This window comes from Arthrobacter sp. FW306-05-C (assembly GCF_021801725.1).
GTDB lineage: Bacteria > Actinomycetota > Actinomycetes > Actinomycetales > Micrococcaceae > Arthrobacter.
Genome location: NZ_CP084556.1, coordinates 385,826 through 409,949 on the forward strand (window position 1 = coordinate 385,826; position 24,124 = coordinate 409,949).

General features: G+C 65.7%; 23 protein-coding genes and 3 riboswitches. Of the genes, 16 read left to right on the forward strand and 7 right to left on the reverse strand.

The annotated features are described in order from the left end of the window. Positions 1–45 precede the first annotated feature (45 nt). Positions 46–1,158: a glycine cleavage system aminomethyltransferase GcvT gene (gcvT, locus tag LFT44_RS01880; RefSeq protein ID WP_236800784.1), complete on the reverse strand. Its 1,113-nt coding sequence runs from the start codon at positions 1,156–1,158 to the stop codon at positions 46–48. Between the two features lie 9 nt (positions 1,159–1,167). Further along, entirely contained in the window at positions 1,168–4,032 is a 2,865-nt protein-coding gene (gene gcvP / locus LFT44_RS01885) for an aminomethyl-transferring glycine dehydrogenase (RefSeq protein ID WP_236800785.1), read from the reverse strand. A gap of 153 nt (positions 4,033–4,185) precedes the next feature. Next, positions 4,186–4,285: riboswitch (glycine riboswitch) on the reverse strand. A gap of 317 nt (positions 4,286–4,602) precedes the next feature. Further along, positions 4,603–4,700: riboswitch (glycine riboswitch) on the forward strand. Between the two features lie 153 nt (positions 4,701–4,853). Here gcvP and cycA point away from each other — a divergent pair. From cycA to LFT44_RS01910, 5 genes are all read left to right on the forward strand, one after another. Beyond that, positions 4,854–6,365: a D-serine/D-alanine/glycine transporter gene (cycA, locus tag LFT44_RS01890; RefSeq protein ID WP_236800786.1), complete on the forward strand. Its 1,512-nt coding sequence runs from the start codon at positions 4,854–4,856 to the stop codon at positions 6,363–6,365. Continuing rightward, positions 6,362–7,288 carry a formyltetrahydrofolate deformylase gene (gene purU / locus LFT44_RS01895; RefSeq protein WP_373462140.1) on the forward strand — a complete coding sequence of 309 codons (927 nt, stop codon included), beginning with the start codon at positions 6,362–6,364 and terminating at the stop codon, positions 7,286–7,288. Before cycA ends, purU begins: the two co-directional genes overlap by 4 nt. A gap of 91 nt (positions 7,289–7,379) precedes the next feature. After that, positions 7,380–7,479: riboswitch (glycine riboswitch) on the forward strand. A 153-nt stretch (positions 7,480–7,632) separates the two neighbouring features. After that, a complete protein-coding gene (locus LFT44_RS01900) occupies positions 7,633–8,466 on the forward strand; it encodes a methylenetetrahydrofolate reductase (RefSeq protein ID WP_236800787.1) in 834 nt (277 codons plus the stop codon). 124 nt (positions 8,467–8,590) lie between these two features. Then, complete coding sequence (locus LFT44_RS01905; RefSeq protein WP_236802756.1) at positions 8,591–9,400, forward strand: hypothetical protein; 810 nt, start codon at positions 8,591–8,593, stop codon at positions 9,398–9,400. Continuing rightward, on the forward strand, positions 9,384–10,130 hold the full coding sequence (locus LFT44_RS01910) for a LamB/YcsF family protein (RefSeq protein WP_236800788.1): 747 nt from the start codon (positions 9,384–9,386) through the stop codon (positions 10,128–10,130). Before LFT44_RS01905 ends, LFT44_RS01910 begins: the two co-directional genes overlap by 17 nt. A 90-nt stretch (positions 10,131–10,220) precedes the next feature. On the opposite strand, the gene LFT44_RS01915 is transcribed toward LFT44_RS01910, so the two are convergent. Together LFT44_RS01915 and LFT44_RS01920 are read right to left on the reverse strand one after the other, a co-directional pair. Then, a complete protein-coding gene (locus LFT44_RS01915; protein WP_236800790.1) occupies positions 10,221–11,954 on the reverse strand; it encodes an HNH endonuclease signature motif containing protein in 1,734 nt (577 codons plus the stop codon). Positions 11,955–12,162: 208 nt separating this feature from the next. Further along, a complete protein-coding gene (locus tag LFT44_RS01920) occupies positions 12,163–13,524 on the reverse strand; it encodes a DUF445 domain-containing protein (protein WP_236800791.1) in 1,362 nt (453 codons plus the stop codon). A 49-nt stretch (positions 13,525–13,573) separates the two neighbouring features. On the opposite strand from LFT44_RS01920, the gene LFT44_RS01925 reads away from it, so the two are divergent. The 6 genes from LFT44_RS01925 (at position 13,574) to LFT44_RS01950 (ending at position 18,042) form a co-directional block, all read left to right on the forward strand. Then, a complete protein-coding gene (locus LFT44_RS01925; protein ID WP_236800792.1) occupies positions 13,574–14,473 on the forward strand; it encodes a glycerophosphodiester phosphodiesterase in 900 nt (299 codons plus the stop codon). An 8-nt stretch (positions 14,474–14,481) separates the two neighbouring features. Next, the gene (locus tag LFT44_RS01930) at positions 14,482–15,825 is read left to right on the forward strand and encodes a CoA transferase (RefSeq protein ID WP_236800793.1); all 1,344 of its coding nucleotides are present in this window, start codon (positions 14,482–14,484) and stop codon (positions 15,823–15,825) included. A gap of 246 nt (positions 15,826–16,071) precedes the next feature. After that, entirely contained in the window at positions 16,072–16,578 is a 507-nt protein-coding gene (locus LFT44_RS01935; RefSeq protein ID WP_236802758.1) for a DoxX family protein, read from the forward strand. Next, positions 16,575–17,363 (forward strand): AzlC family ABC transporter permease, encoded by a 789-nt coding sequence (locus tag LFT44_RS01940; protein WP_236800794.1) that lies wholly within the window; start codon positions 16,575–16,577, stop codon positions 17,361–17,363. Before LFT44_RS01935 ends, LFT44_RS01940 begins: the two co-directional genes overlap by 4 nt. Next, complete coding sequence (locus LFT44_RS01945; protein WP_236800795.1) at positions 17,360–17,671, forward strand: AzlD domain-containing protein; 312 nt, start codon at positions 17,360–17,362, stop codon at positions 17,669–17,671. The genes LFT44_RS01940 and LFT44_RS01945 overlap by 4 nt, the downstream gene beginning before the upstream one ends. A gap of 113 nt (positions 17,672–17,784) precedes the next feature. Next, entirely contained in the window at positions 17,785–18,042 is a 258-nt protein-coding gene (locus LFT44_RS01950; RefSeq protein WP_236800796.1) for a hypothetical protein, read from the forward strand. A 95-nt stretch (positions 18,043–18,137) separates the two neighbouring features. Here the strand turns inward: LFT44_RS01950 and LFT44_RS01955 are convergent, their stop codons facing one another. The 3 genes from LFT44_RS01955 to LFT44_RS01965 all read right to left on the reverse strand — a co-directional run bounded on the left by LFT44_RS01955 (position 18,138) and on the right by LFT44_RS01965 (position 19,607). Beyond that, positions 18,138–18,482, reverse strand: coding sequence for a hypothetical protein (locus LFT44_RS01955; protein ID WP_236800797.1), 345 nt, complete (start codon positions 18,480–18,482; stop codon positions 18,138–18,140). 95 nt (positions 18,483–18,577) lie between these two features. Beyond that, positions 18,578–18,802 carry a hypothetical protein gene (locus LFT44_RS01960; RefSeq protein ID WP_236800798.1) on the reverse strand — a complete coding sequence of 75 codons (225 nt, stop codon included), beginning with the start codon at positions 18,800–18,802 and terminating at the stop codon, positions 18,578–18,580. 181 nt (positions 18,803–18,983) lie between these two features. Next, positions 18,984–19,607 carry a TetR/AcrR family transcriptional regulator gene (locus LFT44_RS01965; protein WP_236800799.1) on the reverse strand — a complete coding sequence of 208 codons (624 nt, stop codon included), beginning with the start codon at positions 19,605–19,607 and terminating at the stop codon, positions 18,984–18,986. 122 nt (positions 19,608–19,729) lie between these two features. On the opposite strand from LFT44_RS01965, the gene LFT44_RS01970 reads away from it, so the two are divergent. The 5 genes from LFT44_RS01970 to LFT44_RS01990 all read left to right on the forward strand — a co-directional run bounded on the left by LFT44_RS01970 (position 19,730) and on the right by LFT44_RS01990 (position 24,113). Beyond that, positions 19,730–20,053 (forward strand): thiamine-binding protein, encoded by a 324-nt coding sequence (locus tag LFT44_RS01970; RefSeq protein ID WP_236800800.1) that lies wholly within the window; start codon positions 19,730–19,732, stop codon positions 20,051–20,053. A 61-nt stretch (positions 20,054–20,114) separates the two neighbouring features. Then, a complete protein-coding gene (locus LFT44_RS01975; protein ID WP_236800801.1) occupies positions 20,115–20,798 on the forward strand; it encodes an O-methyltransferase in 684 nt (227 codons plus the stop codon). Between the two features lie 62 nt (positions 20,799–20,860). After that, on the forward strand, positions 20,861–21,949 hold the full coding sequence (locus tag LFT44_RS01980; protein ID WP_442863662.1) for a hypothetical protein: 1,089 nt from the start codon (positions 20,861–20,863) through the stop codon (positions 21,947–21,949). Beyond that, the gene (locus LFT44_RS01985; protein WP_236800802.1) at positions 21,943–23,322 is read left to right on the forward strand and encodes a bifunctional PIG-L family deacetylase/class I SAM-dependent methyltransferase; all 1,380 of its coding nucleotides are present in this window, start codon (positions 21,943–21,945) and stop codon (positions 23,320–23,322) included. Before LFT44_RS01980 ends, LFT44_RS01985 begins: the two co-directional genes overlap by 7 nt. Further along, positions 23,319–24,113, forward strand: coding sequence for a glycosyltransferase (locus LFT44_RS01990; RefSeq protein ID WP_236800803.1), 795 nt, complete (start codon positions 23,319–23,321; stop codon positions 24,111–24,113). Before LFT44_RS01985 ends, LFT44_RS01990 begins: the two co-directional genes overlap by 4 nt. Positions 24,114–24,124: the final 11 nt, after the last annotated feature.

The following is a 24,124-nucleotide window of genomic DNA, read 5'->3' on the forward strand; positions in this document are numbered from 1 at the left end:
GGTGTTTTCCTTAAGTTTGGTGTTCAAGAGTGGGAAGCGCCGAAGCTACTTTTGGCGCTTGTAGAACGGCAGGGCAACAACTTCGAAGGGCTCGGCCTTTCCACGGAGGTCCACGTCCAGCGCGGTGCCCAGCTCGGCGTGCTCCACGTCGACGTAGGCAAGCGCAACAGGGTAGCCAAGGGTCGGGCTGGGCTGGCCGGAGGTCACTTCGCCCACCACGTTGCCGTCCTTGAGGACCGGGTAGCCACCCCGGCCGGCGCGCCGGCCGAGGCCCTTCAGACCGACGAGCTTGCGCTTGGAACCGGACTCCTTGGCCGCCTCGAGTGCAGCCCGGCCGACGAAGTCGCCTTCCTTGGACTTGAGCGCAACTACGGGGCCAAGGCCGGCGTCGAACGGTGAACGCTCAAGCGACAGCTCGTTGCCGTACAGCGGCATGCCGGCCTCAAGGCGGAGTGAGTCGCGCGATGCGAGGCCGCACGGAATGATGCCAAACTCTTCGCCGGCCTGGGCCACGGACTCCCACAGGGAAGCGGCGCCTTCATTCGGCAGGAAGAGCTCAAAGCCGTCTTCGCCGGTGTACCCGGTGCGGGCAAGGATGACGTCCTGGCCTGCGATGGTCAGCTCATTGAAGGCGTAGTACTTCAGGTCGGTGACCAGGGCGTGCTGGGATTCATCCGTGAGCTTGAGCAGGATCGCCTCGGCCTTGGGTCCCTGGACTGCGACGAGGGAGGTGGCCGCGGAAGCGTCCTCCACCTTCACATCGAAGTTGGCTGCCCGCTCGGCGAGGGCGGCCGCCACGGTGGGGGCGTTGCCGGCGTTGGGCACCACCAGGTACTTTTCGTCGCCAAAACGGTAGGTGATGAGGTCGTCGATGATGCCGCCGTCCTCGTTGCAGATCAGCGAGTACTTGGCCTTGCCATCCGCGATGGCGGACAACTTGCCCACCAGGGCGTAGTCGAGGAAAGCGCCGGCTTCGGGGCCGGTGACCCAGACTTCGCCCATGTGGGAGAGGTCGAACAGGCCCGCGGCTTTGCGGACGGCGTGGTGCTCGGCCAGTTCAGAGCCGTACTTGAGCGGCATCTGCCAGCCACCGAAGTCGGTGAAGGAGGCGCCCAGTTTCTTGTGCTCTTCATAAAGAGCCGTGTAGTTCTCAGTCATGGGGAATCCTTAGTTTTCGAACTCGGACAGCGGCGGGCAGGAGCAGATCAGGTTCCGGTCTCCACCGGCGCCGTCGATGCGCCCCACCGGCGGGAAGTACTTGTCCTGCTTGAGGTGGTGGACGGGGAAGGCAGCCTGCTCGCGCGGGTAGGCGCGGTCCCAGTTGGAGTTGACGACGGCGGACGCGGTGTGGGGTGCGTTGCGCAGCGGTGAGTCCTGGACAGTGAAGTCGCCGTTGGCCACCTGGTCGATTTCCTTGCGGATGGTGATCATGGCCTCGATGAAGCGGTCGATCTCGGCCAGGTCCTCGGACTCGGTAGGCTCCACCATCAGGGTGCCGGCGACCGGGAAGGCCAAGGTGGGGGCGTGGAAGCCGAAGTCGATGAGACGCTTGGCGACGTCCTCCGCGGTGACGCCCGTCTTGGCGGTGAGCTCGCGCAGGTCCAGGATGCATTCGTGCGCAACGAGTCCGCCTTCACCGGTGTAGAGAACCGGGAAGTACTCGTTCAAACGAACGGCAACGTAGTTGGCTGCGAGCAAGGCTGCCTTGGTGGCCTCGGTCAGGCCCTCGCCGCCCATGAGCTTCACGTAGGCCCAGGAGATCGGCAGGACACCCGCGGACCCGAAGTTGGAGGCGCTGATGGCCACGCCGTGGCCTTCCTGGTGCGCTGCCTTATTGGCATCGCCGGGCATGAAGGGCGCCAAGTGCGCCTTGGCTGCAACCGGGCCGACGCCGGGTCCTCCGCCGCCGTGGGGGATGCAGAAGGTCTTGTGCAGGTTCAGGTGGGACACATCGCCGCCGAACTTGCCGGGCTGGGCCAGGCCCACAAGGGCGTTCAGGTTGGCACCGTCAACGTAGACCTGGCCGCCGGCCGCGTGGACAGCCTCGCAGATCTCGGTCACGTCCGCGTCGTAGACGCCGTGGGTGGACGGGTAGGTGATCATGATCGCCGAGAGGACGTCCTTGTTCGCCTCGATCTTCGCGTACAGGTCCTCGTGGTCGATCGTGCCGTCGGCGGCCGTGGCAACGACGACGACCTTCATGCCGGCCAGGACGGCGGAGGCGGCGTTGGTGCCGTGGGCGGAGGCGGGGATCAGGCAGACGTTGCGCTGGGTGTCGCCGTTGGCACGGTGGTAGCCGCGGATGGCCAGCAAGCCGGCGAGCTCGCCCTGGGACCCGGCGTTGGGCTGGAGGGACACCTGGTCGTAGCCGGTGATTTCCGCCAGGTCGGCTTCCAAGCCGCTGATCAGTTCGCGCCAGCCTTCGGTCTGGGAGTCCGGGGCGAACGGGTGGATGGAGGCGAACTCGGGCCAGGAGATGGCTTCCATCTCGGCGGTCGCGTTCAGCTTCATGGTGCACGAGCCCAGCGGAATCATGGTGCGGTCCAGCGCCAGGTCGCGGTCTGAGAGCTTACGGATGTAGCGCAGCAGCTGCGTCTCGGACCGGTGGGTGTTGAACACCGGGTGCTGCATGTACTCGGAGGTCCGGAGTACCTCTGCGGGGAGGTCGAAGCCCTCGGCGTCCACCACCGGGCCGGCACCAAAGGCGACGGCGATCGCGGACAGGATTTCCGGCGTCGTGGTTTCATCCGTGGAGACACCGATGGTGTCGGCGTCGATGTAGCGCAGGTTGATGCCGCGTGCTTCAGCTGCGGTGATGACCTTTGCGGCCTTGCCGGGAACTGAGACGGTGACAGTGTCGAAGAACGTCTCGGTGGCCAGTTCCCGTCCGGCGGCCTTGAGGGTGGTGGCGAGGACGCGGGCGTTGTTGTGGACGCGCTCGGCGATGGCCTTCAGGCCGTCCGGGCCGTGGTAGACGGCGTAGAAGGAGGACACGATGGCCAGCAGCGCCTGCGCCGTGCAGATGTTGGACGTGGCCTTCTCGCGGCGGATGTGCTGCTCGCGGGTCTGCAGCGCCAGGCGGTAGGCCGGGAGGCCGGCGTCGTCCTTGGAAACACCCACCAGGCGGCCGGGCATGGAACGCTCCAGGCCCTTGGCCACGGCCATGTAGGCGGCGTGCGGGCCGCCGAAGAACAGCGGCACCCCGAAACGCTGGGTGGAGCCGACGGCGATGTCGGCACCCTGCTCGCCCGGAGGGGTGATCAGGGTCAGGGCCAGCAGGTCAGCGGCCACCGTCACCAGCGCGCCGCGCTCCTTCGCTTCGGCGATGACGCCGGCGTGGTTGAAGACGCGGCCGGAGACGCCGGGCTGCTGGAGCACGATCCCGTTGATCGCGCCTTCAGGGAGTCCCTTGGACAGGTCGGCGACCTCAACCTCGAAGCCGAGCGCCTCGGCGCGGCCCTTGACGATGGCGATGGTCTGCGGCAGGACGTCGGCGTCCAGCACGGTCTTGCCGTCGCGGGCGCCAGCGTTTTGGCCGCTGGCCTTATTGGCCCTGCGCATCATCAGTACGGCTTCGGCCACGGCGGTGGCTTCATCCAGCAGCGAGGCGTTGGCGATGGGCAGGCCCACCAGGTCCTGGACCATGGTCTGGAAGTTCAGCAGCGCCTCCAGCCGGCCCTGGGAAATTTCGGGCTGGTACGGCGTGTAGGCGGTGTACCAGGCAGGGGCTTCCAGGATGTTCCGTCGGATGACGGCAGGGGTGATGGTGTCGTAGTAGCCCTGGCCGATCATCTGCACGGCAGTCTTGTTCTTGGCGGCGAGCCTGCGCAGTTCCGCAAGCACCTCAACCTCGCTCAGGGCGCCCTTGAGCGCGAGCGGCTTGGACTGGCGGATCGAACTGGGGACAGCGATGTCCACCAGGCCGTCAACGCTGTCATAGCCAACGGCCTTGAGCATGGTGTCGACGTCAGCCTGGCGGCGTGCACCAATGTGCCGGTCCGCAAAGACAGACGGTTGGGATTGAATGGTCATGAGGAACTCCAGGTTTGGCCGGCCACGGGTGGCTCGGCATGGATCGGGTCCCTCCCCGCTCTGTATTGGACCTGAGAGATTCCGCAAACCCAGCCAGGGCCTGCTTGCACCGTCGGTGAGCGCTGCCGGAGCAGCACTGCTTTCCAGAGTCGCCTCGCCGTGACGGTACATGGGCCTGAGAGATTCCTGGGGAGGATTTGCTCCTACGGCGCCTGCCCGGTGATGGCCGGGAGAACTCTCCCGCCACAGCTCGAAAGGCTTATTGAAATATGGGTGATTCGGCTCACAAGTTACAGGATGGCGCCCCCGGAGAGCAAATCGGTCCGCCATGCAGCGCGCTGGCAAGTACAGGTGCGTTACGCGGCGACCGTAATGCCGGGCTTGACTTTTGTTCGTGACGGACGCCACACTGAACCCCGTGATCCGGCCGGGCAGCGGAACTGGCCCAAAGAACGCTGGGCGCTCCGTCGCCGGCTGTGATTACTGGAGGCCCCGAAATGCACCGTGCGGCTTGAAGTCCACAGCGGATGCACTCCGATAACTGAACACTGATTTACCAATTAACGCTTTTGACCTGCGGCGGGAGAGCCCTGCCGGTACGTTCAGCAGGCGCCGTAGGAGCAAACCCTCCCCAGGAAACTCTCAGGCCCACGTACCGCCGCGGTGAGGCAACTCTGGAAAGCAGCCAGGCCCTGTCCTGGCTCACCGACGGTGCAAGCACGCCATCCCGGCGCGTGGAAACTCTCAGGTCCCAGACAGAGCGGGGAGGAAATCCAATCTTTGCGACACCCCGGGTGCCGCTCGAACGATGGAGTTCCTCAATGACGACCCACTCCCCGACGTCCCCCGGAAGCGGAGCCCCGCACCTGGAGCGGCAGCTCAGCAACCGCCACATCCAACTGATCGCCATTGGCGGCGCAATCGGCACCGGCCTGTTCATGGGTTCCGGAAAGACCATTTCGGCAGCCGGCCCCTCGGTGATCTTCGTGTACATGATCATCGGCTTCATGCTGTTCTTCGTTATGCGTGCCATGGGCGAACTGCTGCTCAGCAACCTCAACTACAAGTCGTTCAGCGATTTCGCCGCAGACCTGCTGGGCCCCTGGGCCGGCTTCTTTACGGGCTGGACCTACTGGTTCTGCTGGGTCATCACCGGCATCGCTGATGTCATTGCCATCGCGGGCTACTCCCGTGAACTGTGGCCCGGGGTGCCCCTGTGGATCCCCGGCTTGGCCACCGTGGCCATCCTGCTCCTGCTGAACCTCACCACCGTCAAGGCCTTTGGCGAGACGGAGTTCTGGTTCGCTCTGATCAAGATCATTGCCATTGCAGCTCTGATCATTGTTGGCCTGTTCATGATCTTCACCGGTTTCCAGTCCGACGCCGGCCCTGCCACCTTCACCAACCTGTGGAGCCACGGCGGATTCTTCCCGAACGAGTTCATGGGCTTCGTGGCCGGCTTCCAGATCGCAGTCTTCGCCTTCGTGGGCATCGAACTGGTGGGCACCACCGCGGCCGAGGCCAAGAACCCTGAGCGGAACCTGCCCAAGGCCATCAACTCCATCCCCATCCGCGTGCTGCTCTTCTATGTAGGTGCCCTCATCATCCTGATGGCTGTCACCCCCTGGACCGAGTTCAGGGCAGGCCACAGCCCGTTCATCGCCATGTTCTCCCTGGCGGGCCTGGGTGCCGCCGCCACCGTGGTCAACCTCGTGGTGCTGAGCTCCGCAATGTCCTCCGCGAACTCCGGCATCTACTCAACCTCACGCATGGTCTTCGGCCTTGCACAGGAAGGCGACGCTCCGGACGTCTTTGGCAAACTGTCCCGGCGGAAGGTGCCCCAGAACGCACTGTTCCTCTCCTGCGTGCTGCTGCTGTCCGGCGTCGTCCTCATGTATGCGGGCCAGGACGTGGGCAAGGCCTTCGACATGGTGACCACTGTGTCCGCTGTCTGCTTTGTCTTTGTCTGGTCGATCATCCTGGCCAGCTACATCGCCTTCCGCCGCCGCCGGCCGCGCCTGCACGACGCATCGAAGTTCAAGATGCCCGGCGGTATTGCCATGGTCTGGGTGGTCTTCGCCTTCTTCGGCTTCGTGATCTGGACCCTCACCACCCAGCCAGACACCCTGGTGGCCCTGCTGGTCACCCCGGTCTGGTTCATCCTGCTGGGCGCCGCATGGTTCGTCCTCCGCCGCCGGCCCGCACACCAGGCCCGTTTTGCCACGTTCCAGGCTGAACTGCAGGCAGACCAGGACTTCGCCGACGCCGCATCCGGCAAGGCTTCCCGTCCGGGTGCCGCCGCAGAAGTGGGGGAAGAGCGGGTCAAGCGGTGATCGGCACGGAAACCCGCACATCGCAGGCGGGCACGGCCGCGGCCGGACAGCGCCAGGCCATGGTTCCCGAAACCGGCAAGGAATTCGTGCTGACCTTCCATTGCCCGGATGCCCTTGGCATTGTCCAGGCGGTGGCGGCATACCTGCTGGAGCAGGAATGCTACATCGTGGACATCAAGCAGTTTGGCGACAGGGCAAGCGGCCGGTTTTTCATGCGCATCCACGTCACCTCGCAGGTAGAGATGGAACTCGACCGCCTCCGCTCCGGTTTTGAACAAGTGGCCCGGGAATGGCGGATGGACTGGCGCCTGGAACGGCATGGCCGCAAGCAGCCCATCCTGGTGATGGTGTCCAAGTACGACCACTGCCTCAACGACCTCCTGTTCCGTGCCCGCAGTGGCGAGTTGCCCGTCCGAATTGCCGCCGTGGTGTCCAACCACCCGGACCTGGAACCCCTTGCCGCCTGGCACGGTGTTCCGTTCCATCACATTCCCGTGACCCCGGATACCAAGGCGGATGCTGAAGAGCGCCTGCTGGAGCTGGTAGACCACTACGCCGTGGAACTGGTGGTGCTGGCCCGCTACATGCAGGTACTCAGCGACGAAGCCACTACCCGACTCAGTGGCAAGGCCATCAACATCCACCACTCGTTCCTGCCCAGCTTCAAGGGTGCAAAGCCCTACCACCAGGCGTACGAGCGCGGCGTCAAAACGGTGGGCGCGACTGCCCACTACGTCAACTCGGAGCTGGACGAGGGACCCATCATCTCTCAGCAGGTGATCGAGGTGGACCATACGTATTCCGCCTCTGACCTGGTCACCGTTGGCCGCGACGCTGAATGCAAGGCACTTACCAATGCGGTGCGCTGGCATGCTGAAGGACGAATCGTTTTGTCCGGCAACCGGACGGTCATTCTGCGCTGATTGCCGGCCCATCCATGCGGCCGGCGCCGCATCCCATCCAGTGACGGGACGGGCGCCGGCCGTTGAACCACTACATCTGAAGACAGCCTTTCGAGCTGTGGCGGGAGAGTTCTCCCGGCCATCACCGGGCAGGCGCCGTAGGAGCAAATCCTCCCCAGGAATCTCTCAGGCCCATGTACCGTCACGGCGAGGCGACTCTGGAAAGCAGTGCTGCTCCGGCAGCGCTCACCGACGGTGCAAGCAGGCCCTGGCTGGGTTTGCGGAATCTCTCAGGTCCAATACAGAGCGGGGAGGGACCCGATCCATGCCGAGCCACCCGTGGCCGGCCGAACCTGGAGTTCCTCATGACGCCTCAGTCCCTTACGGCACCATCCGACGCATCAGTGCCTGCCGACCAACCCACCGGCGGTTTCAGGCGGGAGCTGCCGGTCCAGATTCAAATCATTCCCGCTGAGGGCATTGCCGCCCGCGTCCAGGCCCACGTACCTGCCGGGACGGCGCTGACGGTGTCCTGCTTGCCCCGCGAAGGTGTAGGGGCAAGCATTCGCACAGCCATCGAGCTTGCCTACCTCGGCTTTGAGGTTGTTCCGCACCTGGCCGCACGAAGCATCGAAAGCCGGGCGCAGCTGGCCGGTGTAGTCCGAAACTGCCACGATGCCGGTATCGCCGAGGTTTTCGCCGTCGGTGGTGACGCAGGGGAACCGGCCGGGCCCTACGACAGCAGTCTTCGGCTGCTGGAAGACCTCGCTGAACTGTCCGGTGGCCGGATCCGGGCCGGCGTGGCGGGCTACCCGGAAGGACATCCGAGCCAAACTGAACTGCACATGCTTGATGCGTTGCTGGAGAAGCAGCATCTGGCCTCGCGGGTGGTGACACAGCTGTGCTTCTCGGCTCCCCGCATCCAGTGGTACGCCGAAACGCTGCGCCGGGAAGGTGTGCGGCTGCCTGTGTGGGCAGGGGTATCCGGCGCCTTTCCCCGGGCGCAGCTGATTCGGGCCGCCCTGAAAATTGGCGTGGGCCCATCCCTGAAACTCCTGAACCGGCGTGGCCCCCTGGGCCGCCGCCTGCTCAAAGGCGGTCTTTACTCGCCCACGACGATCCTGACCCAACTGGAGGACGGCGGAGTGGTGGAGGGTGCCCACGTTTTCACCTTCAATAATCTGGCGGACGCCAGCTAACGGGCGGTTGCCAGGAGGGCAGAGGTACGGGACGCGGGAAGTTAAGCATGCTTAGTGTTTATCCACATAGGATGGAAAGTGCACGGCAGCTAACCCGCTGCAGGTCGATTGAATGAAGGTGACCATGGCCCGGCGCAGCAATCCCGCATTACGCATCGCACAGGAAACCGCCCACAATGCGATGTTTGACGCTGACGGCAAGCCCAAGCCCGGCGTTCACAACATGCTCCTGAAGGCAGTACAGATCCAGCGGCCCCTGGTGGTTGCCTACATCCGGCGGCTCCAGAAGAAGCATCCCCGTGCCACCGCCGCGCAACTGGCAGACATTGCAGAGCGCGACTACTTGCGTGCCGTCGCCGGAGGGGGCGCACTGGTGGGCGCAACCGCCGTCGTTCCCGGGGTTGGAACAGTGGCGTCGCTGGGACTCTCAGCCGCTGCCACCGTAGGCTTCCTGGAGGCAACAGCGCTTTACGCAACCTCGCTGGCCGAACTTCACGGCATCCGCCTCACCAACCCGGAAAAGGCCGGCACCATGGTCATGGCCATCATGCTCGGCGAGGAGGGTACCGCCCTGCTGGGAACGCTGAGTGGCCAGGCCTCCGGCAGCGGCAACAGCGCCGCCAATAATTGGGGCAATGTGCTCTCCAAATCGATGGTGGGTCCGGGCTTCGGCAGTGTCCGAAAGAGAATCCAGCACGCCTTCCTAAAGAACCTGCTCAAGCGGCAGGGTACCGCCCTGTTCGGCAGGGCGCTCCCGTTCGGCATAGGGGCCGTTGTGGGTGGAGCCGGTAACCTCGTGATGGGCCGTGCGGTGGCCAAGAATGCCCGTGAGGCGTTCGGGCCGATGCCGGACACCATTCCCGGGGAGCTGACCGCAGCTGCCGGACCGGACCACCTGACGCTGGAAGGCAACATACTTGGATCTCAACGCTGACGTAGGCCAATCGTTCGGCTCCTGGACGGCAGGAGGCGACCCGGCCATGTTCCAGCTGATCACCAGTGCCAACGTGGCCTGCGGCCTGCACGCGGGCGACCCCGTCACCATGCTGGACAGCTGCCGCGCAGCATACGAACTCGACGTCACTGTGGGGGCGCACCTCGGCTACCGCGACCTGGCGGGCTATGGCCAGCGCGCGCTGGGGATGGGCTTCGACGAGCTGTTCGGCGACGTGCTGTACCAATTGGGGGCGCTCGACGGCGTCGCGCATGCCGTGGGTGCCTCCGTGGACTACGTGAAAGCACACGGAGCGCTGTACGACGCTTTGATTTCCGACGCCGAACAGGCCTCCGCCGTGGTTGCCGCGGTTAATGCCTATGACCCCGGCCTTCCCATCCTGGGCTTCCCGGGCTCCGAGCTGCTGAAGCAGGCAAAGGAGGCCGGGCACCCGGTGTTCATCGAGGCCTTCGCGGACCGCGCGTACCTGGCCGACGGCAGCTTGGTGCCGCTTTCCGACGAGGACGCGGTCCTGCACGACGTTGATGTGGTAGTTGAGCGCGCTGTTCGACTGGCAACGCAAGGGGAAGTGGTGGCCGTGGACGGGACGGCGGTCAAGGTCCGGCCGGACTCCCTGCGCCTCCGGGGCAGTCCAGGCGCAGTGGAATTGGCGGCCCGTATTCGTGCTGGGCTTGAGGCCGCAGGCGTGGAGCCTGAGGCCTTCGTGTAGGGGATGTACAGCGGGACTCACTGGCCCTGCCGAACCGTTCATACATTGCTCCAGCCCCATGGACGATGTTGCCCGAACCCTAGAATTACGTCATCCGGATGGTACGAGCGGGGTTGCGAGGAGCTCGGCCCAGAGGGGATCGTCCGGTGACAGGTCATCGGGATCTATGAAGTTGTCATCGTCTGGTTCCCATAGCGGGAGGTCTTCAGGCCCCGCCTCAAGACAGCGGATATTGAGACAGGGGATATTGAGACAGGGGACATCGATACACCCGGCATCCTGACATTTGGCGTCCGTACATTTGGCGTCCTTACATCTGGCGTCGAGGCTCGGGATGTCCGAAGACTGCAGTTCGGTGGGCATCAGCCATTGCGGCCAGTACGTGGGTTCTGGGTCTGGGTGTTCGGGTTTGTAGTGGCGGCCCGTGGGTGAGGTCCAGCCGGGTGATCTGTCTTCTGTTGCCGGCTCTGGTGTCCATTGGGTGTGGTGTTTGAGCCGGTGGTGTTTCGGGCAGAGCTGTGCCAGGTTGCTGGCCCCGGTGGTTCCGCCGTGTTCCCAGGCCTGAAGGTGGTCGGTGTCGTTGTCCGGGGTGCCGTTGGTGCAGCCGGGGAAGGTGCATTTGGCGTCGCGCATCCTGATCCAGCGTTTGATGGTTTCGGTGAGCCGGTAGTTCTTCCGGCCGATCTCCAAGGATGCCCCGTCCCTCGGGTCAACCAGGACCCGGTAGAAGGAGTCCGCCCCGTCGGCGACCAGTTTCCGGGCCATGGATGCCGGGATGGGCCCTAACCCGTCCAGCGTTGCGGGTTCATCCGTGAGTCCGAGGAGGGAGAACACCGGCACCGTGACCAGGACGTCGGCCCGCGGGGTGGGAACCTTGTCGATCTCCGTGCCGGGCCGGGAACCCGCGCTCCTGGAGGCGCCATTGCTGAGGAGCAGGGATGCTGCGATGTCGGGGCGGAGTTGGGTGATGGTGCGTGGTTCGTTGGGGCCTTGGAGGCCGCGGGCGGTGGCGGTGGTGCGGTTCCAGATGGCGCAGGCGGTGTCGCCGGGGAGGTAGAGCGAGACCCAGGCCATGCCGTCCCGGTCCGGGGTGTATTCCATCCGCCGGTCAGTAACCCCTTTGGCGTGGCGTTTCTGCAGTGTCTCGGGGTGGTGTCGTTCGCGCCAGGCACGGACTTTGGCCCGGAACCGGGAGGGGACGAGTCCGCCAGGGGCTGCGCCGCGGGCGGGGTGGGGTGTGTCGGGGTCGAAGAAGTGCGCCACCAGCGCGGCGGCACCGGCCGGATCGAGGCCCTCGGTTTCATCGGCGATAACCGTTGCGTGCTGCCAGGACATGGCGCCGGTGGCCAGGGCCTGGAACACCGGTGGGAGGGAGCAGATTTTTCGGGACTGTTCCACCAGGGCACCGGCGGCGGCGGAGCTGACGGTCAGGACCCCTGCGATCTCCTCCAGCACGGACATCTCGGCGTAGGTGCGGTCCTGCACCGAAGCGTCAGGCGGGGTCATGGCCTGCTGAAATCCGATCGCCTCGGCTGCATCCCGCGCCTTCATCGCCGCGAGCTGCGCTTCCAGGCGGGCCGTTAGTCCGAGCCGTTCCAGCCGGATCTCGTACCGCCGCCGCAACACATCGACACCCGGACCAATAACAACGCCGGAACCGAGAGCAGCGCCCGAACCAACAGCAACCCCGGAGGCCAGGAACGCATCCTCCCGCTCCAGCGCACTTATGGCATCCAGCGCACCAAGGGCAGTGAGCGCATCAAGGGCGGCCACAGAGGCATGAACACCCTCCAAAGCCACCCCGACACCACAGCCGATTCCCATAGAAGAATCATCTATCGAGGGTCTGACATTATGAGTTGTGCCGCTGCCCCCACCCGCCTGGGTAAAGCCGGAGCACCCGAGCCGGCGTGCCGTCGTCGTAGGTATTTCCGCCGTCAGGTTCCCTCTCGCACCCCAAATATCCGCCGCGAACAGGAATGTGCGCCGCGGCAGTATCTATCCGCCGCGAAAAAGCTCCCGGCCTAACGCGTCACCCAAAAATCAGCTGCGCCACCGTAAAGATTGCAAGGCCCGCAAGAGACCCCACCACGGTGCCGTTGATGCGGATGAACTGCAGGTCCTTGCCCACCTGGAGTTCGATCTTCTGTGAGGTCTCTTCGGCGTCCCAACGCGCCACGGTGTCCGTGATGACCCCGGCGATGTCTGAGCGGTAGGTCCGGACCAGGTAGCCCGCGGCGTCACCGATCCAGGCGTTGACCTTCCCTGCCAGTTCGGGATCGTCCACCAGCCTCGAACCAAAATCGCGCACAGCTGCCTTGAACTTGATGGTGAGCTCGCTGTCCGGGTCGTCCACGGCACCCAGCAGCGCGTTCTTCACGGTGCCCCACGTCCGGGACGCCAATTCGCGCACCTCGGGATCCCCGAGCACCTGCGCCTTGATGTCCTCAGCGCGGGCGATCATTGCCGGGTCATGCTGCAGGTCCTGCGCGATGTCGTTGAGGTACTTGTCGATCGACTGGCGCACCTGGTGCCGCGGATCTGCCTGCACGGCCCGCACGAACTTGAGGATCTCAAGGTAGACCTTGTCGCCCACCAGCCCGTCCACGAACTGCGGAACCCAGGTGGGGGAGCGGTCGGACACCAGGTGCGTCACGGTGTCGTGGTTCTCGTCTACCCAATCCGCCGCGCGGTCCACCAACAGGTCCACCAGCGTGTGGTGGTGCCCGTCGTGGAAGATCCGCTCCGCAAGCCTGCCCACCGGAGGTCCCCACGGCGGCGTGAGCAGGTGCTTGCGCACCATGCCCTCGATGACCGCCTGGACGTCGTCGTCATTCAACACCTTGAAGGCGCCGCGGATCACCGCTGCGCCCTCCTTGGCCACCCGGTCGGCACCGCCGGGCGCGGAAAGCCACTCACCTGCCCGGCGGGCGATGTTGACGCTGGCCAGCTTGTCCTGGACCACCTGCTCGGAAAGGAAGTTGGTTTCCACGAATTCGCCCAGGGAGGCGCCGATCTGGTCCTTCCGCCGGGGAATGATGGCGGTGTGCGGGATCTTGATGCCCATGGGGTACTTGAATAGGGCAGTGACGGCGAACCAGTCGGCCAGCGCACCCACCATCCCGCCCTCGGCGGCCGCGCGAACATACTGCAGCCATGGATATTCCTTTTGCAGCGCGAACGCGAAGACAAAAATCACCGCCATGGCAATGAGCAGGCTCACCGCCAGCAGCTTCATCTTCCGCAGCGCTGCCGCCTTTTCGGCGTCACCGGCGCCAAGCTGGCGGCTTACGACGGCGCCTGCGGCCATGGTGCCCGGCCTCACCTGCTGCGCGGGTTCGGTGGGGGCTTCCTGCGTGGCTGGCCCGGTAGTTGCCTCAGAGTTCACCTGCATGTGCCAAGCCTAGCCCCGAAGGCGGGGGCCGGTCGGCTACCGTGTGACCATGACAACTGACGAGTCAGTGCCGCAGCGGCCGCTGGTCTTTGCACACCGCGGTTCAAGCGGCGCCTATGCCGAACACACGCGCGCAGCCTACCTGCAGGCCCTGGCAGATGGGGCCGACGGGGTGGAGTGCGACGTCCACCTGACCCGCGACCAGCATGTGGTCCTGCTGCACGACGCCAACCTGGACCGCACATCGGACGGAACCGGGCCGGTGGCAGAACGGACCCTTGGTGAACTGCGCCAGCTGGATTTTTCGTCCTGGAAGGGTGTCCGGATCCCCGACACGTACGGGGCGCGCTCGGAACAGCTCCTCACCTTGCCGGAGCTGCTGGACATCCTTCGGGGAGCGGGCCGTCCCGTAAAGCTCGCCATCGAGCTCAAACACCCCAGCCCGTACCAGCTCAAACTGGAGGACCGGGTGCTCGAAGTGCTCCGCAGCGAGGGCTGGGACCCGCAAAGCTCCACCGTGGACAACGTGGCTGTGACCTTCATGAGTTTCAGCCCCGATTCCGTCCGGCACCTGCTCCTTTCCGTTCCGCCCCAGTACATCTGCCAGCTCGTGGACGACCTCACCATTCACGAGATCCGGGGTGGACTGGGAGTTGGACCTCTTGCCGGCGGTGCCATCGCCAACCTGATGAAGGCGACCCAACTGGAGGGCGAACGGATCCTGGACGACCGGGAAGTAGGGATGGCCGGCCCCGGCATCGACTACGTCCGGGAGCGCCCTGCCACCGTCCGCCGCTGGCTGGAGTCCGGACGGCGCTTCCGCGTCTGGACGGTGGACTCGCCGGAAGATGTGGCCCTCTGCCAGGACCTGGGCATCCAGGAGATCACCACCAACGTTCCGGGCCGTGTCCTTGACCAGCTCAAACTGGCTTCGCCGCAGGGCAAGTAGGGCCTGAAGTGGACGCGTATTCGCCGCGCCACTGGTGGTCCGGCCCGCTCGATGTCGAAGGCCTTGCGCTGCATTCGGTGGAGGCCGCGGCGGCCGCCCTCAACCTGTTTGAAGGTACGCCCGGTCGGTTTAGGACCACGCCGGCCCTCACCGCGGCGGCTTTCGACTCCTTCGGCCATCTGCGCATCGCCGGGCGCAAACCGCAGGGCTTTGCGCCCCTTTCGGGCTTCCATCGCACCAGCGATGGATGGATCCGTACCCACGCCAACTATCCCCACCATGAGCAGCGGCTGCTGCAGGCCCTGGGCGCAGCCTCGCCTGAGGAGGCGGAGCGGCAACTCCACTCCATGGCCGCACTGGAAGCCGAGGCTGCCATCCAGGGCAAGGGCGGCATAGCCGCGGCTGTCAGGACGCGCAGCGAATGGCTTGACTCGGACATGGGGCGGGCAGCGGGACTGGGCCCTTGGATTGCTTTCGATTTTGCCGACGGTGCAACGGCCGGCCTGGGGTTGGAGGAGTCTGCAGCGGCAACAGTTGCCGCGAACGGCACCGAGGCCAGCACCGGCATGTCCCACAACGGCTCGCCGCTCGACGGAGTGCGGGTCCTGGACCTGACCCGGGTGATCGCGGGGCCCGTTGCCACCCGCCTGCTCGCGGCCCTCGGAGCAGATGTCCTGCGGATCGACCCGCCCGCCTTCCCCGAGATTGAAGACCAGTTCGTGGACACGGCATTCGGCAAGCGCAGCGCCGAGGCAGATCTCAGTGTGCCGGATATCCAGCACAAGTTGCGGCAACTCCTGGCGGCTGCGGATGTGGTCGTGGCCGGGTACAGGCATGGCGCCCTGGACCGCTTTGGGCTCAACCCCCGGGAACTGCTGGCCTTGTACCCCCGGCTTGCGGTGGTCACCCTGGACAGCTGGGGGAGCGCTGGTCCCTGGAGCGGACTCCGCGGTTTCGACAGCATTGTCCAGGCCGCGTGCGGAATCGCGCACGTTTACGGCAAGGAAAATGACGACGGCGAGTGGCGCCCCGGTGCCCTGCCCGTCCAGGCGCTGGACCACGCCACGGGCTACGGCGTTGCTGCGGCTGCCATCCACCTGCTGGGCCGACGCCGTTGGATGGGGACCGGGGGCGCCGCGCACCTGTCGCTCGCCCGGACCGCCGAGGAACTCTTCGCACTGGGAAGGAACGCGGAGCTGCCTTCAGAACTGCCCGCCCCCGACTACCGCTCCAGGGACAGCACATACGGCGAACTCCGCTATGTTGGGCCGCCGCTGATGGATGGGGACCAGCCCCTGGACTATCCGTTCCCGCCACCGCCGTATGGAGGAACTCCGCTCGCGTGGGCATGAAGGGTGCCCTGTGTGACAGCTGCCCCGGTGAGATAGCTGGGCAAGCGCTTTTCCTCCCGTCATCGCCAGGTGGCAGCCGCCGGTTTCTGGCCGCCGCATGTGCTGTGATTGAGTGGTTCCATGTCTTTTCCCTGGCCCGGCCCCGCATTTCGGAGCCCGTCCATGCGCGGTTTGTCCACGCCGGGCTCGTCCTTTTCGCGCCCGTCGCTTCACGGCCCAACAGTCCAGAACCTGTCCGCCGCTGCCATGGCCGCCCTTCTGCTGGCCAGCGCAAGCAAGCATTTCCGGGATCCCGGCTTCTACCGGGAGGTAGTTCCGGACTACCTGTGCCGCAGGGATGCCGCGCCGGGCGCCAGTCAAAGCAACAGGGACCATAGCAGCAGGGACCAGGGCAACAGGAACCCAGGCGCCGGGGACCAAAGCAACGGGGACCAGGGCGCCGGAGTGCAGCATCCCTTGGCCCTCCTGTCCCGGGACGAGTGGATCGCAGTGAGTGGCCTGCTGGAGCTGGCGGCCGCCGTCGGAATCCTGCTGCCGCCTACCCGCAAACTAACGGCCACGGCCCTCACTGCCATGTTCACCGCGTTCCTGGCCGGCCACGTGGACGCCCTCAAGCGGGCGTACGGGCCAGCAGGCACGTCCCGCCGTCGGAAGATCCATACCGTGCGGCTGCCGCTGCAGGCACCCCTGATCCTGTGGGCCTGGAGCCTGCGGAAATCCCTGCCCATAAACCGGCGCGGAGGCCGGGCGTGAAGCTGCTGGCCTCGCCGGCGGCCAGGGTAGGCCTCTCCATCAGCGTTGCCACCGGCCTGTACGGGATCTCTTTCGGCGCGCTCGCGGTGACGTCCGGCCTCAACTTCTGGCAGGCCATGGCCCTGAGCCTGCTCCTCTTCAGCGGTGGCTCGCAGTTCGCCTTCATTGGCGTTGTGGCCGGCGGTGGATCGGGCATCGCGGCCATGAGCGCCGCAACCCTCCTGGGCATGCGCAACGGCATCTACGGCATGCAGCTGAACGCGCTGCTGCGGCCCACCGGCTGGCGCAAGTACGTCGGGGCCCAGCTGACCATCGACGAATCCACGGCGACCAGCACGGGCCAGACGGACCCTGCGGAGCAGCGCCGCGGTTTTTGGACGGCCGGAATTGGTGTGTACGTGCTGTGGAACCTCTTCACGGCCGTGGGTGCGCTCGCCGGCAGCGGGTTGGGCGATCCCAAACAATGGGGACTCGACGGTGCTGCCGTCGCCGCTTTCCTGGCCTTGCTGTGGCCCCGGCTCAAGGGCCGGGAGCCCATCGCCATCGCGGCCGTGTGCGCAGTGGCTACAGTCGTGGCGGTTCCCTTCGTGCCGCCGGGCGTACCCATCCTCGTTGCCGCCGTGGTGGCGGCACTCGTGGGGTGGTTCAGCCATGGCCGCCGCGACGAAGGCCTGGAGCCCGACGTCGAGCCTTACACGCATCACGCCGGCCATCACCAGGATGCTGCCGGCACGCACCCGGGAGCGAAGCGCCGCGAAGCCACGGATCCGGAGGCAGGCTCGTGAGCTTGTGGATGTGGTTGCTGATTGCCTGCGCCCTTGCCTACGCCTGGAAAATCGTTGGGTACTTTGTGCCGGCCAGATTCCTTGAGGATCCGCGCACATCACGCATCGCGGGCACCATGACCATAGGACTGCTCGCGTCACTGACTGTGGTGAACGCGGTGGTGTCAGGCCAGGGCCTTGCTGCCGACGCGAGGCTGGGCGCGCTTGCCGCAGCCGCAATCGCCTTGGCGCTCCGGGCCCCTTTCCTGTTGGTGGTCATCGCCGGAGCCGTCACCGCGGCCCTGTTGCGGTTCCTCGGCTGGAGCTAACCGCACACCAACCGCGCCGGATAGTGACTCAGGTCACTTCAACCATACGGTGCCGGTTGTACTATGAGATCGGCTTATGCAGTTGGCCATGGCATTCCCTATGAACGGCGACCATGGAAAATCAGCTGCATCCTGCAGGCGGCTTGGCGGGCAAGCCCCGCCAGAAGAATGCCCGACGGCGGGCGGGGCTGCCTGCCAAACGCTTCTTCAGGCGCTTCGCCAGGCTTTCGGACGTTCCGCAAGAGGACCTTGAATTTCTTTCCCAAAGGCTGCGTGAGGCACTCGACATCGATCCGGCGTCGTCCGTGCCGACACTGCAGGCCCTGGTGCATCAGGAAATCCGCAGGCGGGGAGACCCCGGCAACGCCTAGCGCAGGCACCCTCCGGGTGCCATGTGTGGTGCACTGGAAGAGAGGCAGCCCACACCCAGGCGGCCACTAAAGGAGGAATCGAGATGGACGAACAGTCACGGCCGCTTGAGCCGCAGGACGGCCAGGGCACCGAGGATGCCGGCAGGAACGCCAGGGAAGAACAGGGCGCCGGAGTGCCGGCGGCGGAGCAGACGGGAAAGCATCGGGCCGCCTACCTTGATCCCCGGGGTTCGGAGTCGACCCGGGAGTTGCGGGACACGGCAAGGAGGCGTCGCGATGCCGAAGAAAAACTCCAGCAACACCTGATGGAAGCGAAGGATCACGTTCCCAACGAGTTCCATGAGCAACACCACGGGCATGAAGGACATGGGTACCCGGGCCATGAACACGCCGGTCATGAACAGCACAGTGATGAACAGCGTGAGATGCAAACCCAGCACCAAGGCCCAGGCCAGCCTGAACACGGCGGGGCTGAGGAAGCGAACAAGGGTAGGGAATAACTCCGACGGCGAGGTGCTGCCGGAGCGGCAGTTGGCTAAGCGACTCCGTGGGCGGTGCCGCCAGGCGAGACGGCCCTGCGGTACGTTTCTTCCACACCCATTTCATACCAAACCTGCGCGCCGAACTCAGGCTCGGGGGTATCGAGGTTCTGGTACAGGGCGTCAAGCAGTTCGACGAGTTCCCCGGCCTCCAGTGTAGGAAGGACTTCCTCCGGCCCGCGGGGATCGGTGAGGTAGTGGAGAAGCTTCGAGTGATTCATTGCAGCGCAGCCGTCGAACGGCGGATAGGCACAGAGTGCATGGGTCGCTCCCGCTGGAAGTACCGAGGCTGGCTGCCTAACCCCAAGTGGCAGTCTATTGCACCTTCCCGGCGCTAACAACGAAATCGGCGCTAACAACGAACTCGGCCAACAGCGGGCGGGCCTGCTGCGGGCGGGCCCGCTACAGACTCGGCGCGGCGGCCGGGACTGGCACCAGCACGGGAAGTGGCCGCGACGGGCGCACGGTGCGGATGGCGTCCTCGACAAGCGCCAGCGGCCGGCGCCAGGCATCCGAACCGGGTTCCATGGTGTCCACCACTCCGATCAGCATGGCCAGCAGCCGGAACATGTCCGTCATGGAAATGTCCGTGCGCAGGCTTCCCTGGCCTTGTCCCCGAACCAGCAAGACACCCATGGAATCCATGAGCGATCCCGTGATTCCGGTGAGGAGTTCACGCCGCCCTGCCACCGCGCACAACAGGTTGGCGTCGTCACTTGCCGCTGCCATCAGGGCCTCGAGGACGCGCAGCAGACCGGCCGCCGCGTCGATATCTGCCAGCGCCCCGTCCATGACCGGGTCCACCGTGAGCCGGAGCTGCCGGTTAAGCGCCGCAAGCACCAGTTCCTCCTTGTCCGCGAAGTTGCGAAACAGGGTTGCCGGGCCAACGCCGGCGGTGGTGGCGATGGTTTGGAGTGGCACTTCCGGGCCGAACTCGCGGAAGCACCGGCGCGCCGCCGTGATGATCTTGTCCACGTTCCGCGCTGCGTCTGCGCGGAGGGGCTTTCGGGCGACTGCGAGGCTCATGCCCAAAAGGGTAGCAACGGAGCCTGCGCCCGACACGGTTACTCCGGGGTAGGCGCTTATGTGACGGAGGGCCGCTGCGTCTCCCTAAGTAGTTGCCGGCAGCCGCGTGGGAGACTGGGGGCATGTTGCTTGCATTTTCTGTAGCTCCGTCAGGCGTTCCCAGCGAAGGCTCCCGGCCCAACGACGCCTCAGTGCACGACGCCGTAGCCGCCGCCGTGAAGATCGTCCGGGAGTCGGGGCTCCCCAACCAGACAGATTCCATGTTCACCACCATCGAGGGCGGGTGGGACGAAGTGTTCGACGTCGTTAAACGCGCCACCGAGGCCGTGGGCCGCTACGGCAGCCGTGTCTCACTGGTGATCAAGGCAGACATCAGGCCCGGGTACAGCGGCGAGCTGACGGCGAAAGTGGATCGCCTGGAGAACGCCCTGGCGCAGGAGCCCTAAGCCTTCCCGGAGGGGCTAAAGTATCTGGACCCCCCGCAGCGCCGCGTGCCAAACTGTGCCCATGTTCGAGCACAAGCCCCGGCCGGAGTGGGTTGCCACTGAGGAGTTTCTGTCCAGTGCCGTAGTGCATCCGGACGCCGCGGCCCAGCAGGCCATCCGGACGGCTGCGGAAGCGGGAATGCCGGCCATTGAGGTGGCCCCGAACGCCGGGAAGCTCCTGAAACTCCTGGTCCAGCTGTCCGGCGCGCACCGGATCCTGGAAATCGGAACGCTGGCTGGCTACAGCACCATCTGGATGGGCCGGGGACTTCCGCGCAGCGGCACATTGGTCACCTGCGAGTACCTGCCCCAGCACGCGGAGGTGGCGTGGGCGAATATCGATGCCGCCGGTCTGGGTGAAAGGGTGGAGATCCGGTTGGGTCCTGCGCTGGAGACGCTCGCTGCCCTCGAGGAAGAGGAGCGGGAGCCGTTCGACTTCATCTTCATTGACGCCGACAAGCAGAACAACAGCCGCTATCTTGACTGGGCGGTGAAGCTCGGAAGGCCGGGTGCGGTGGTGGTCCTGGACAACACCATCTGGGAAGGGGCTGTCCTGGACCCGGACATCGATCCCGTAAATGCGCCGGGCATAATCGATGCGCTCAAGATGCTCGGGGACCATCCACGGTTGGATGCCACTGTTATCCAGACCGTCGGGTCAAAAGGTTGGGATGGCTTCGCGCTGGCCCGCATTCTTCCGCAATAACAGTAAGTAAGCTGTGGAGATGAGACCGGCGCCCTGCCGGCCATCATTAATGGAGGAAATTCTTGCGCGCGGCACCTACCCCTGTGCTCCTTAGCTCCACCCCCGCCGATCTGTCCCCCTGGATTTCGACCCTCGATTCCGTCGCTGCTGCCGCAGGTGACATCCCTGGCCTGCTGTCGCTGGCTGTTCAGGCCGGCCGGACTTGGCCGCAACCCGGGGGAGGGCGGACTGCGGTGCTGTGGGAACTCCTTGCCTCGGTGGCTGCCATTGATGTGGCCGCCGCCCGCGTGTTCGAGCCGCACCTCGATGCCACGGCGATTCTCGCCCAAGCCGGACAGCCGTACCCTGATTTTGGGCCCGGGCCGGAGGGTTCCCAAGACGAAGCCTGGGGTGTGTTCGCCGCGGAAGCCCCCGGCGCCAAGCTTGAGGCGCTCCCCGCCGGCACCGGTGCGGTCCTCACCGGGTCCAAGCCCTGGTGTTCACTTGCAGCGCACCTGGACCGCGCCGTCGTCACCGCCCACACGGACGACGGCGGCCGGGCGGCTTTTGCGGTCAGCCTTCGCCACCCCGGGGTGGCGTGCGAGCAACCGCAGTGGATTGCGCGCGGGTTGCGGGAGATACCGAGTGGAAGTGTCCGCTTCGAGCAGGTCCCGGCCTTCCCTTTAGGTGGAACCGGCTGGTACCACAGTCGCCCGGGCTTCGCGTGGGGCGGGATGGGAGTCGCAGCCTGTTGGTTGGGCGGCGCAGTAGGAGTGGCGCGGGACTACCGTGACAGCCTGCAGGCGGGTTCCGGCACGGGCCGGGAACCTGACCAGGTGGCGCTCGCCGCACTTGGGGAGGTTGACCGCACCCTTACTGCCGCGCTGCAGTATCTTGCCTGGACTGCCGCCCGCTTGGATGACGGGACCCTCGGTGGCGGGGCAAACCAAAGCACGTGGAGCGAGGCCCAGCGGGTCCGTGGAACTGTAGCCGCCGCCGTCGAACGTGTCCTCAACCTGGTGGGGTCCAACCGGGGTCCAGGCCCGCTCGCCTTCGACGAAACGTATGCCAAGAGAATGGCGGACCTGGCACTCTACGTACGCCAGCATCATGGCGCACGCGATGACGCCCAGCTGGGGCGGCTCACGCTCAAGGGAGACTGCCCGTGGTGACCTTTTCGCACACAGACGCAGGAACCAGCGAGGCCGCCTGGGCTGCCAGCGGCCTGTCCGCAATGCCCGAGCTGCCGCTCGATCCCACTGAGTTGGCGGCCATGCGCTTTATCGTGCTCGCGGCACATCCCGACGACGAAACACTCGGCGCCGGAGGGTTCATGGCCTCGCTGGTGGCATTGGGGGCCAAGGTGGAAGTCCTGCTCTGCACCGCGGGGGAGGGGTCACACCCGGATTCACCCACCACCACTCCCGAACAGCTGGCGCAGGTCCGGCTGGCTGAGTTTTCACAAGCCCTCACAGTCCTCGGGTTGAAGAATCACTGGACGTTCCTCGACCTGCCGGACCGCGGGCTTGCCGGGCAGTCAGAAACGATCGCCCGCGCTGTCCGCGACTCTGCGCGGCGGCTGCGCGGTGCAGCCCAACCGTTGGTCCTCGTTGCGCCGTACCGGGCAGACGGGCACGGGGACCATGACGCGGTAGGCGCGGTGGCCGCGGAGGTAGCCCGGGAGGATGGGCACGCGCTGCTGGAATATCCCATCTGGTTCTGGCATTGGGCGACCACCCAGGACCAGGAGTGGCGGGGCTGGGCCCGGTACCACCTGGCCGAATCCGCTCGCCAAGCCAAAGGGCGGGCCATGGCTGAGCACACAACACAGGTGCGGCCGCTATCACCGCTGCGCGGGGACGAAACACTGCTCAGCAAAGAATTCCTGGAGCACTTCTCGCGCAGCTTCGAGGTGTTTGCCTGGACACCCCCGGTAAATACCTCGGAACAGATGCACTCCAGCAGTGATGCCGAGGTGGTCTTTGACAGGGTCCACGACGGCTCCACAGATCCGTGGAACTACACCCGAAGCTGGTACGAGCGCCGCAAACGGGCACTCACCCTTGCCGCACTTCCCGATGCTTCCTACGAAAACGGCCTGGAAGTGGGGTGTTCCATCGGAACCCTTACGGCCGAGCTGGCCGCCCGGTGCCGAAACCTGCTGGCCGTGGACGCCAGTGGGTCCGCGGTGCGGCAAGCCGGGCAGTTGCTGGAGGGCAGCCCCGGTGTCCAGGTGGAACAGCGCATCCTCCCGGGCGACTGGCCGAAGGATAACTATGACCTGGTGGTGGTTTCCGAAGTGGGCTACTACCTGGCGCCTGGGGAACTCGCCGCACTGTGGGACCGGGTGGAGGCGTCCCTGAAACCGGGGGGAACCCTGCTCCTGTGCCATTGGCGGCACCCGATCAGCGGCTGGGAACTCGACGGCGACACAGTCCATTCGCTGGCCCGGCAGAGGTTGGGCTGGCGAACGGCAGGGCTCTACCAGGAACGCGACTTTGTGCTGGAAGTCTTGATTGCCCCCGGACAGAAGGCACCGGCATGACGGTGTCGCCCCCGGTGGGGGATGAAGCGGATTCAGTGGGCTTCAATCCACGCAGCATCCAGCAGGTGGCAGTGGTAATTCCGGTGCACAACGAGGAGCAACACCTCCGGCCCGCGCTTGCCGCCGTGGGCTGCGCCGCAGACCTGCTTGGGTCCCAACGTCCAGGTGTTGAGGTGCAGGTGATGATTGTCCTGGACAGCTGCACAGACCGGTCACCTTCCATAGCCGCGGCAATGGCGGAAGCCGACACCCGATTCCGGCTCCTGCCCGTCAGCTTCGGCAGTGTCGGAAAGAGCCGGCAGGCCGGCGTCAATGCAGCGCTGAAGAGCCTGCGTGCCCGTTCCCACGACGGCCACGCCGCTGCGGGTGATCCAATGCAGCGGGTTTGGGTGGCGAACACCGACGCCGATTCGTCGGTGCCCGGGCACTGGCTGGTCCGGCAGCTGGAACTGGCCGCAGCCGGAAGCGACGCTGTCGTTGGCACTGTGCACCCGGACCCGCACGGTATGCCCCACGAACTCATTGCCCGATGGCGTGCACGGCACGACCATGGGGAGGACCATCCGCACGTGTATGGGGCCAACCTCGGGGTTCGCGCCTCGTCCTACCTCGCCGCGGGCGGGTTCCCCGGTGTCGCATTCGATGAAGACCGCGGCTTGGTGAACCGGCTCCGTGCCAGCGGCGCCGGCATTACTGCTACAGATACGACGCGCATTCTTACGTCTGGACGGATCTCCGGACGGGCGCCCAAGGGTTTTGCCGCCTATCTTTTGTCGTTGGCCCGATCGTAGCCCTTGCCACA

Excerpts from the sequence above, each read along its gene's own strand:
- gcvT (WP_236800784.1), bottom strand. The coding sequence starts at position 1,158 with ATGACTGAGAACTACACGGCTCTTTATGAAGAGCACAAGAAACTGGGC.
- gcvP (WP_236800785.1), bottom strand. The coding sequence starts at position 4,032 with ATGACCATTCAATCCCAACCGTCTGTCTTTGCGGACCGGCACATTGGT.
- cycA (WP_236800786.1), top strand. The coding sequence starts at position 4,854 with ATGACGACCCACTCCCCGACGTCCCCCGGAAGCGGAGCCCCGCACCTG.
- LFT44_RS01900 (WP_236800787.1), top strand. The coding sequence starts at position 7,633 with ATGACGCCTCAGTCCCTTACGGCACCATCCGACGCATCAGTGCCTGCC.
- LFT44_RS01905 (WP_236802756.1), top strand. The coding sequence starts at position 8,591 with ATGGCCCGGCGCAGCAATCCCGCATTACGCATCGCACAGGAAACCGCC.
- LFT44_RS01915 (WP_236800790.1), bottom strand. The coding sequence starts at position 11,954 with ATGGGAATCGGCTGTGGTGTCGGGGTGGCTTTGGAGGGTGTTCATGCC.
- LFT44_RS01920 (WP_236800791.1), bottom strand. The coding sequence starts at position 13,524 with ATGCAGGTGAACTCTGAGGCAACTACCGGGCCAGCCACGCAGGAAGCC.
- LFT44_RS01925 (WP_236800792.1), top strand. The coding sequence starts at position 13,574 with ATGACAACTGACGAGTCAGTGCCGCAGCGGCCGCTGGTCTTTGCACAC.
- LFT44_RS01935 (WP_236802758.1), top strand. The coding sequence starts at position 16,072 with ATGGCCGCCCTTCTGCTGGCCAGCGCAAGCAAGCATTTCCGGGATCCC.
- LFT44_RS01950 (WP_236800796.1), top strand. The coding sequence starts at position 17,785 with ATGGAAAATCAGCTGCATCCTGCAGGCGGCTTGGCGGGCAAGCCCCGC.
- LFT44_RS01960 (WP_236800798.1), bottom strand. The coding sequence starts at position 18,802 with ATGAATCACTCGAAGCTTCTCCACTACCTCACCGATCCCCGCGGGCCG.
- LFT44_RS01965 (WP_236800799.1), bottom strand. The coding sequence starts at position 19,607 with ATGAGCCTCGCAGTCGCCCGAAAGCCCCTCCGCGCAGACGCAGCGCGG.
- LFT44_RS01970 (WP_236800800.1), top strand. The coding sequence starts at position 19,730 with ATGTTGCTTGCATTTTCTGTAGCTCCGTCAGGCGTTCCCAGCGAAGGC.
- LFT44_RS01975 (WP_236800801.1), top strand. The coding sequence starts at position 20,115 with ATGTTCGAGCACAAGCCCCGGCCGGAGTGGGTTGCCACTGAGGAGTTT.
- LFT44_RS01990 (WP_236800803.1), top strand. The coding sequence starts at position 23,319 with ATGACGGTGTCGCCCCCGGTGGGGGATGAAGCGGATTCAGTGGGCTTC.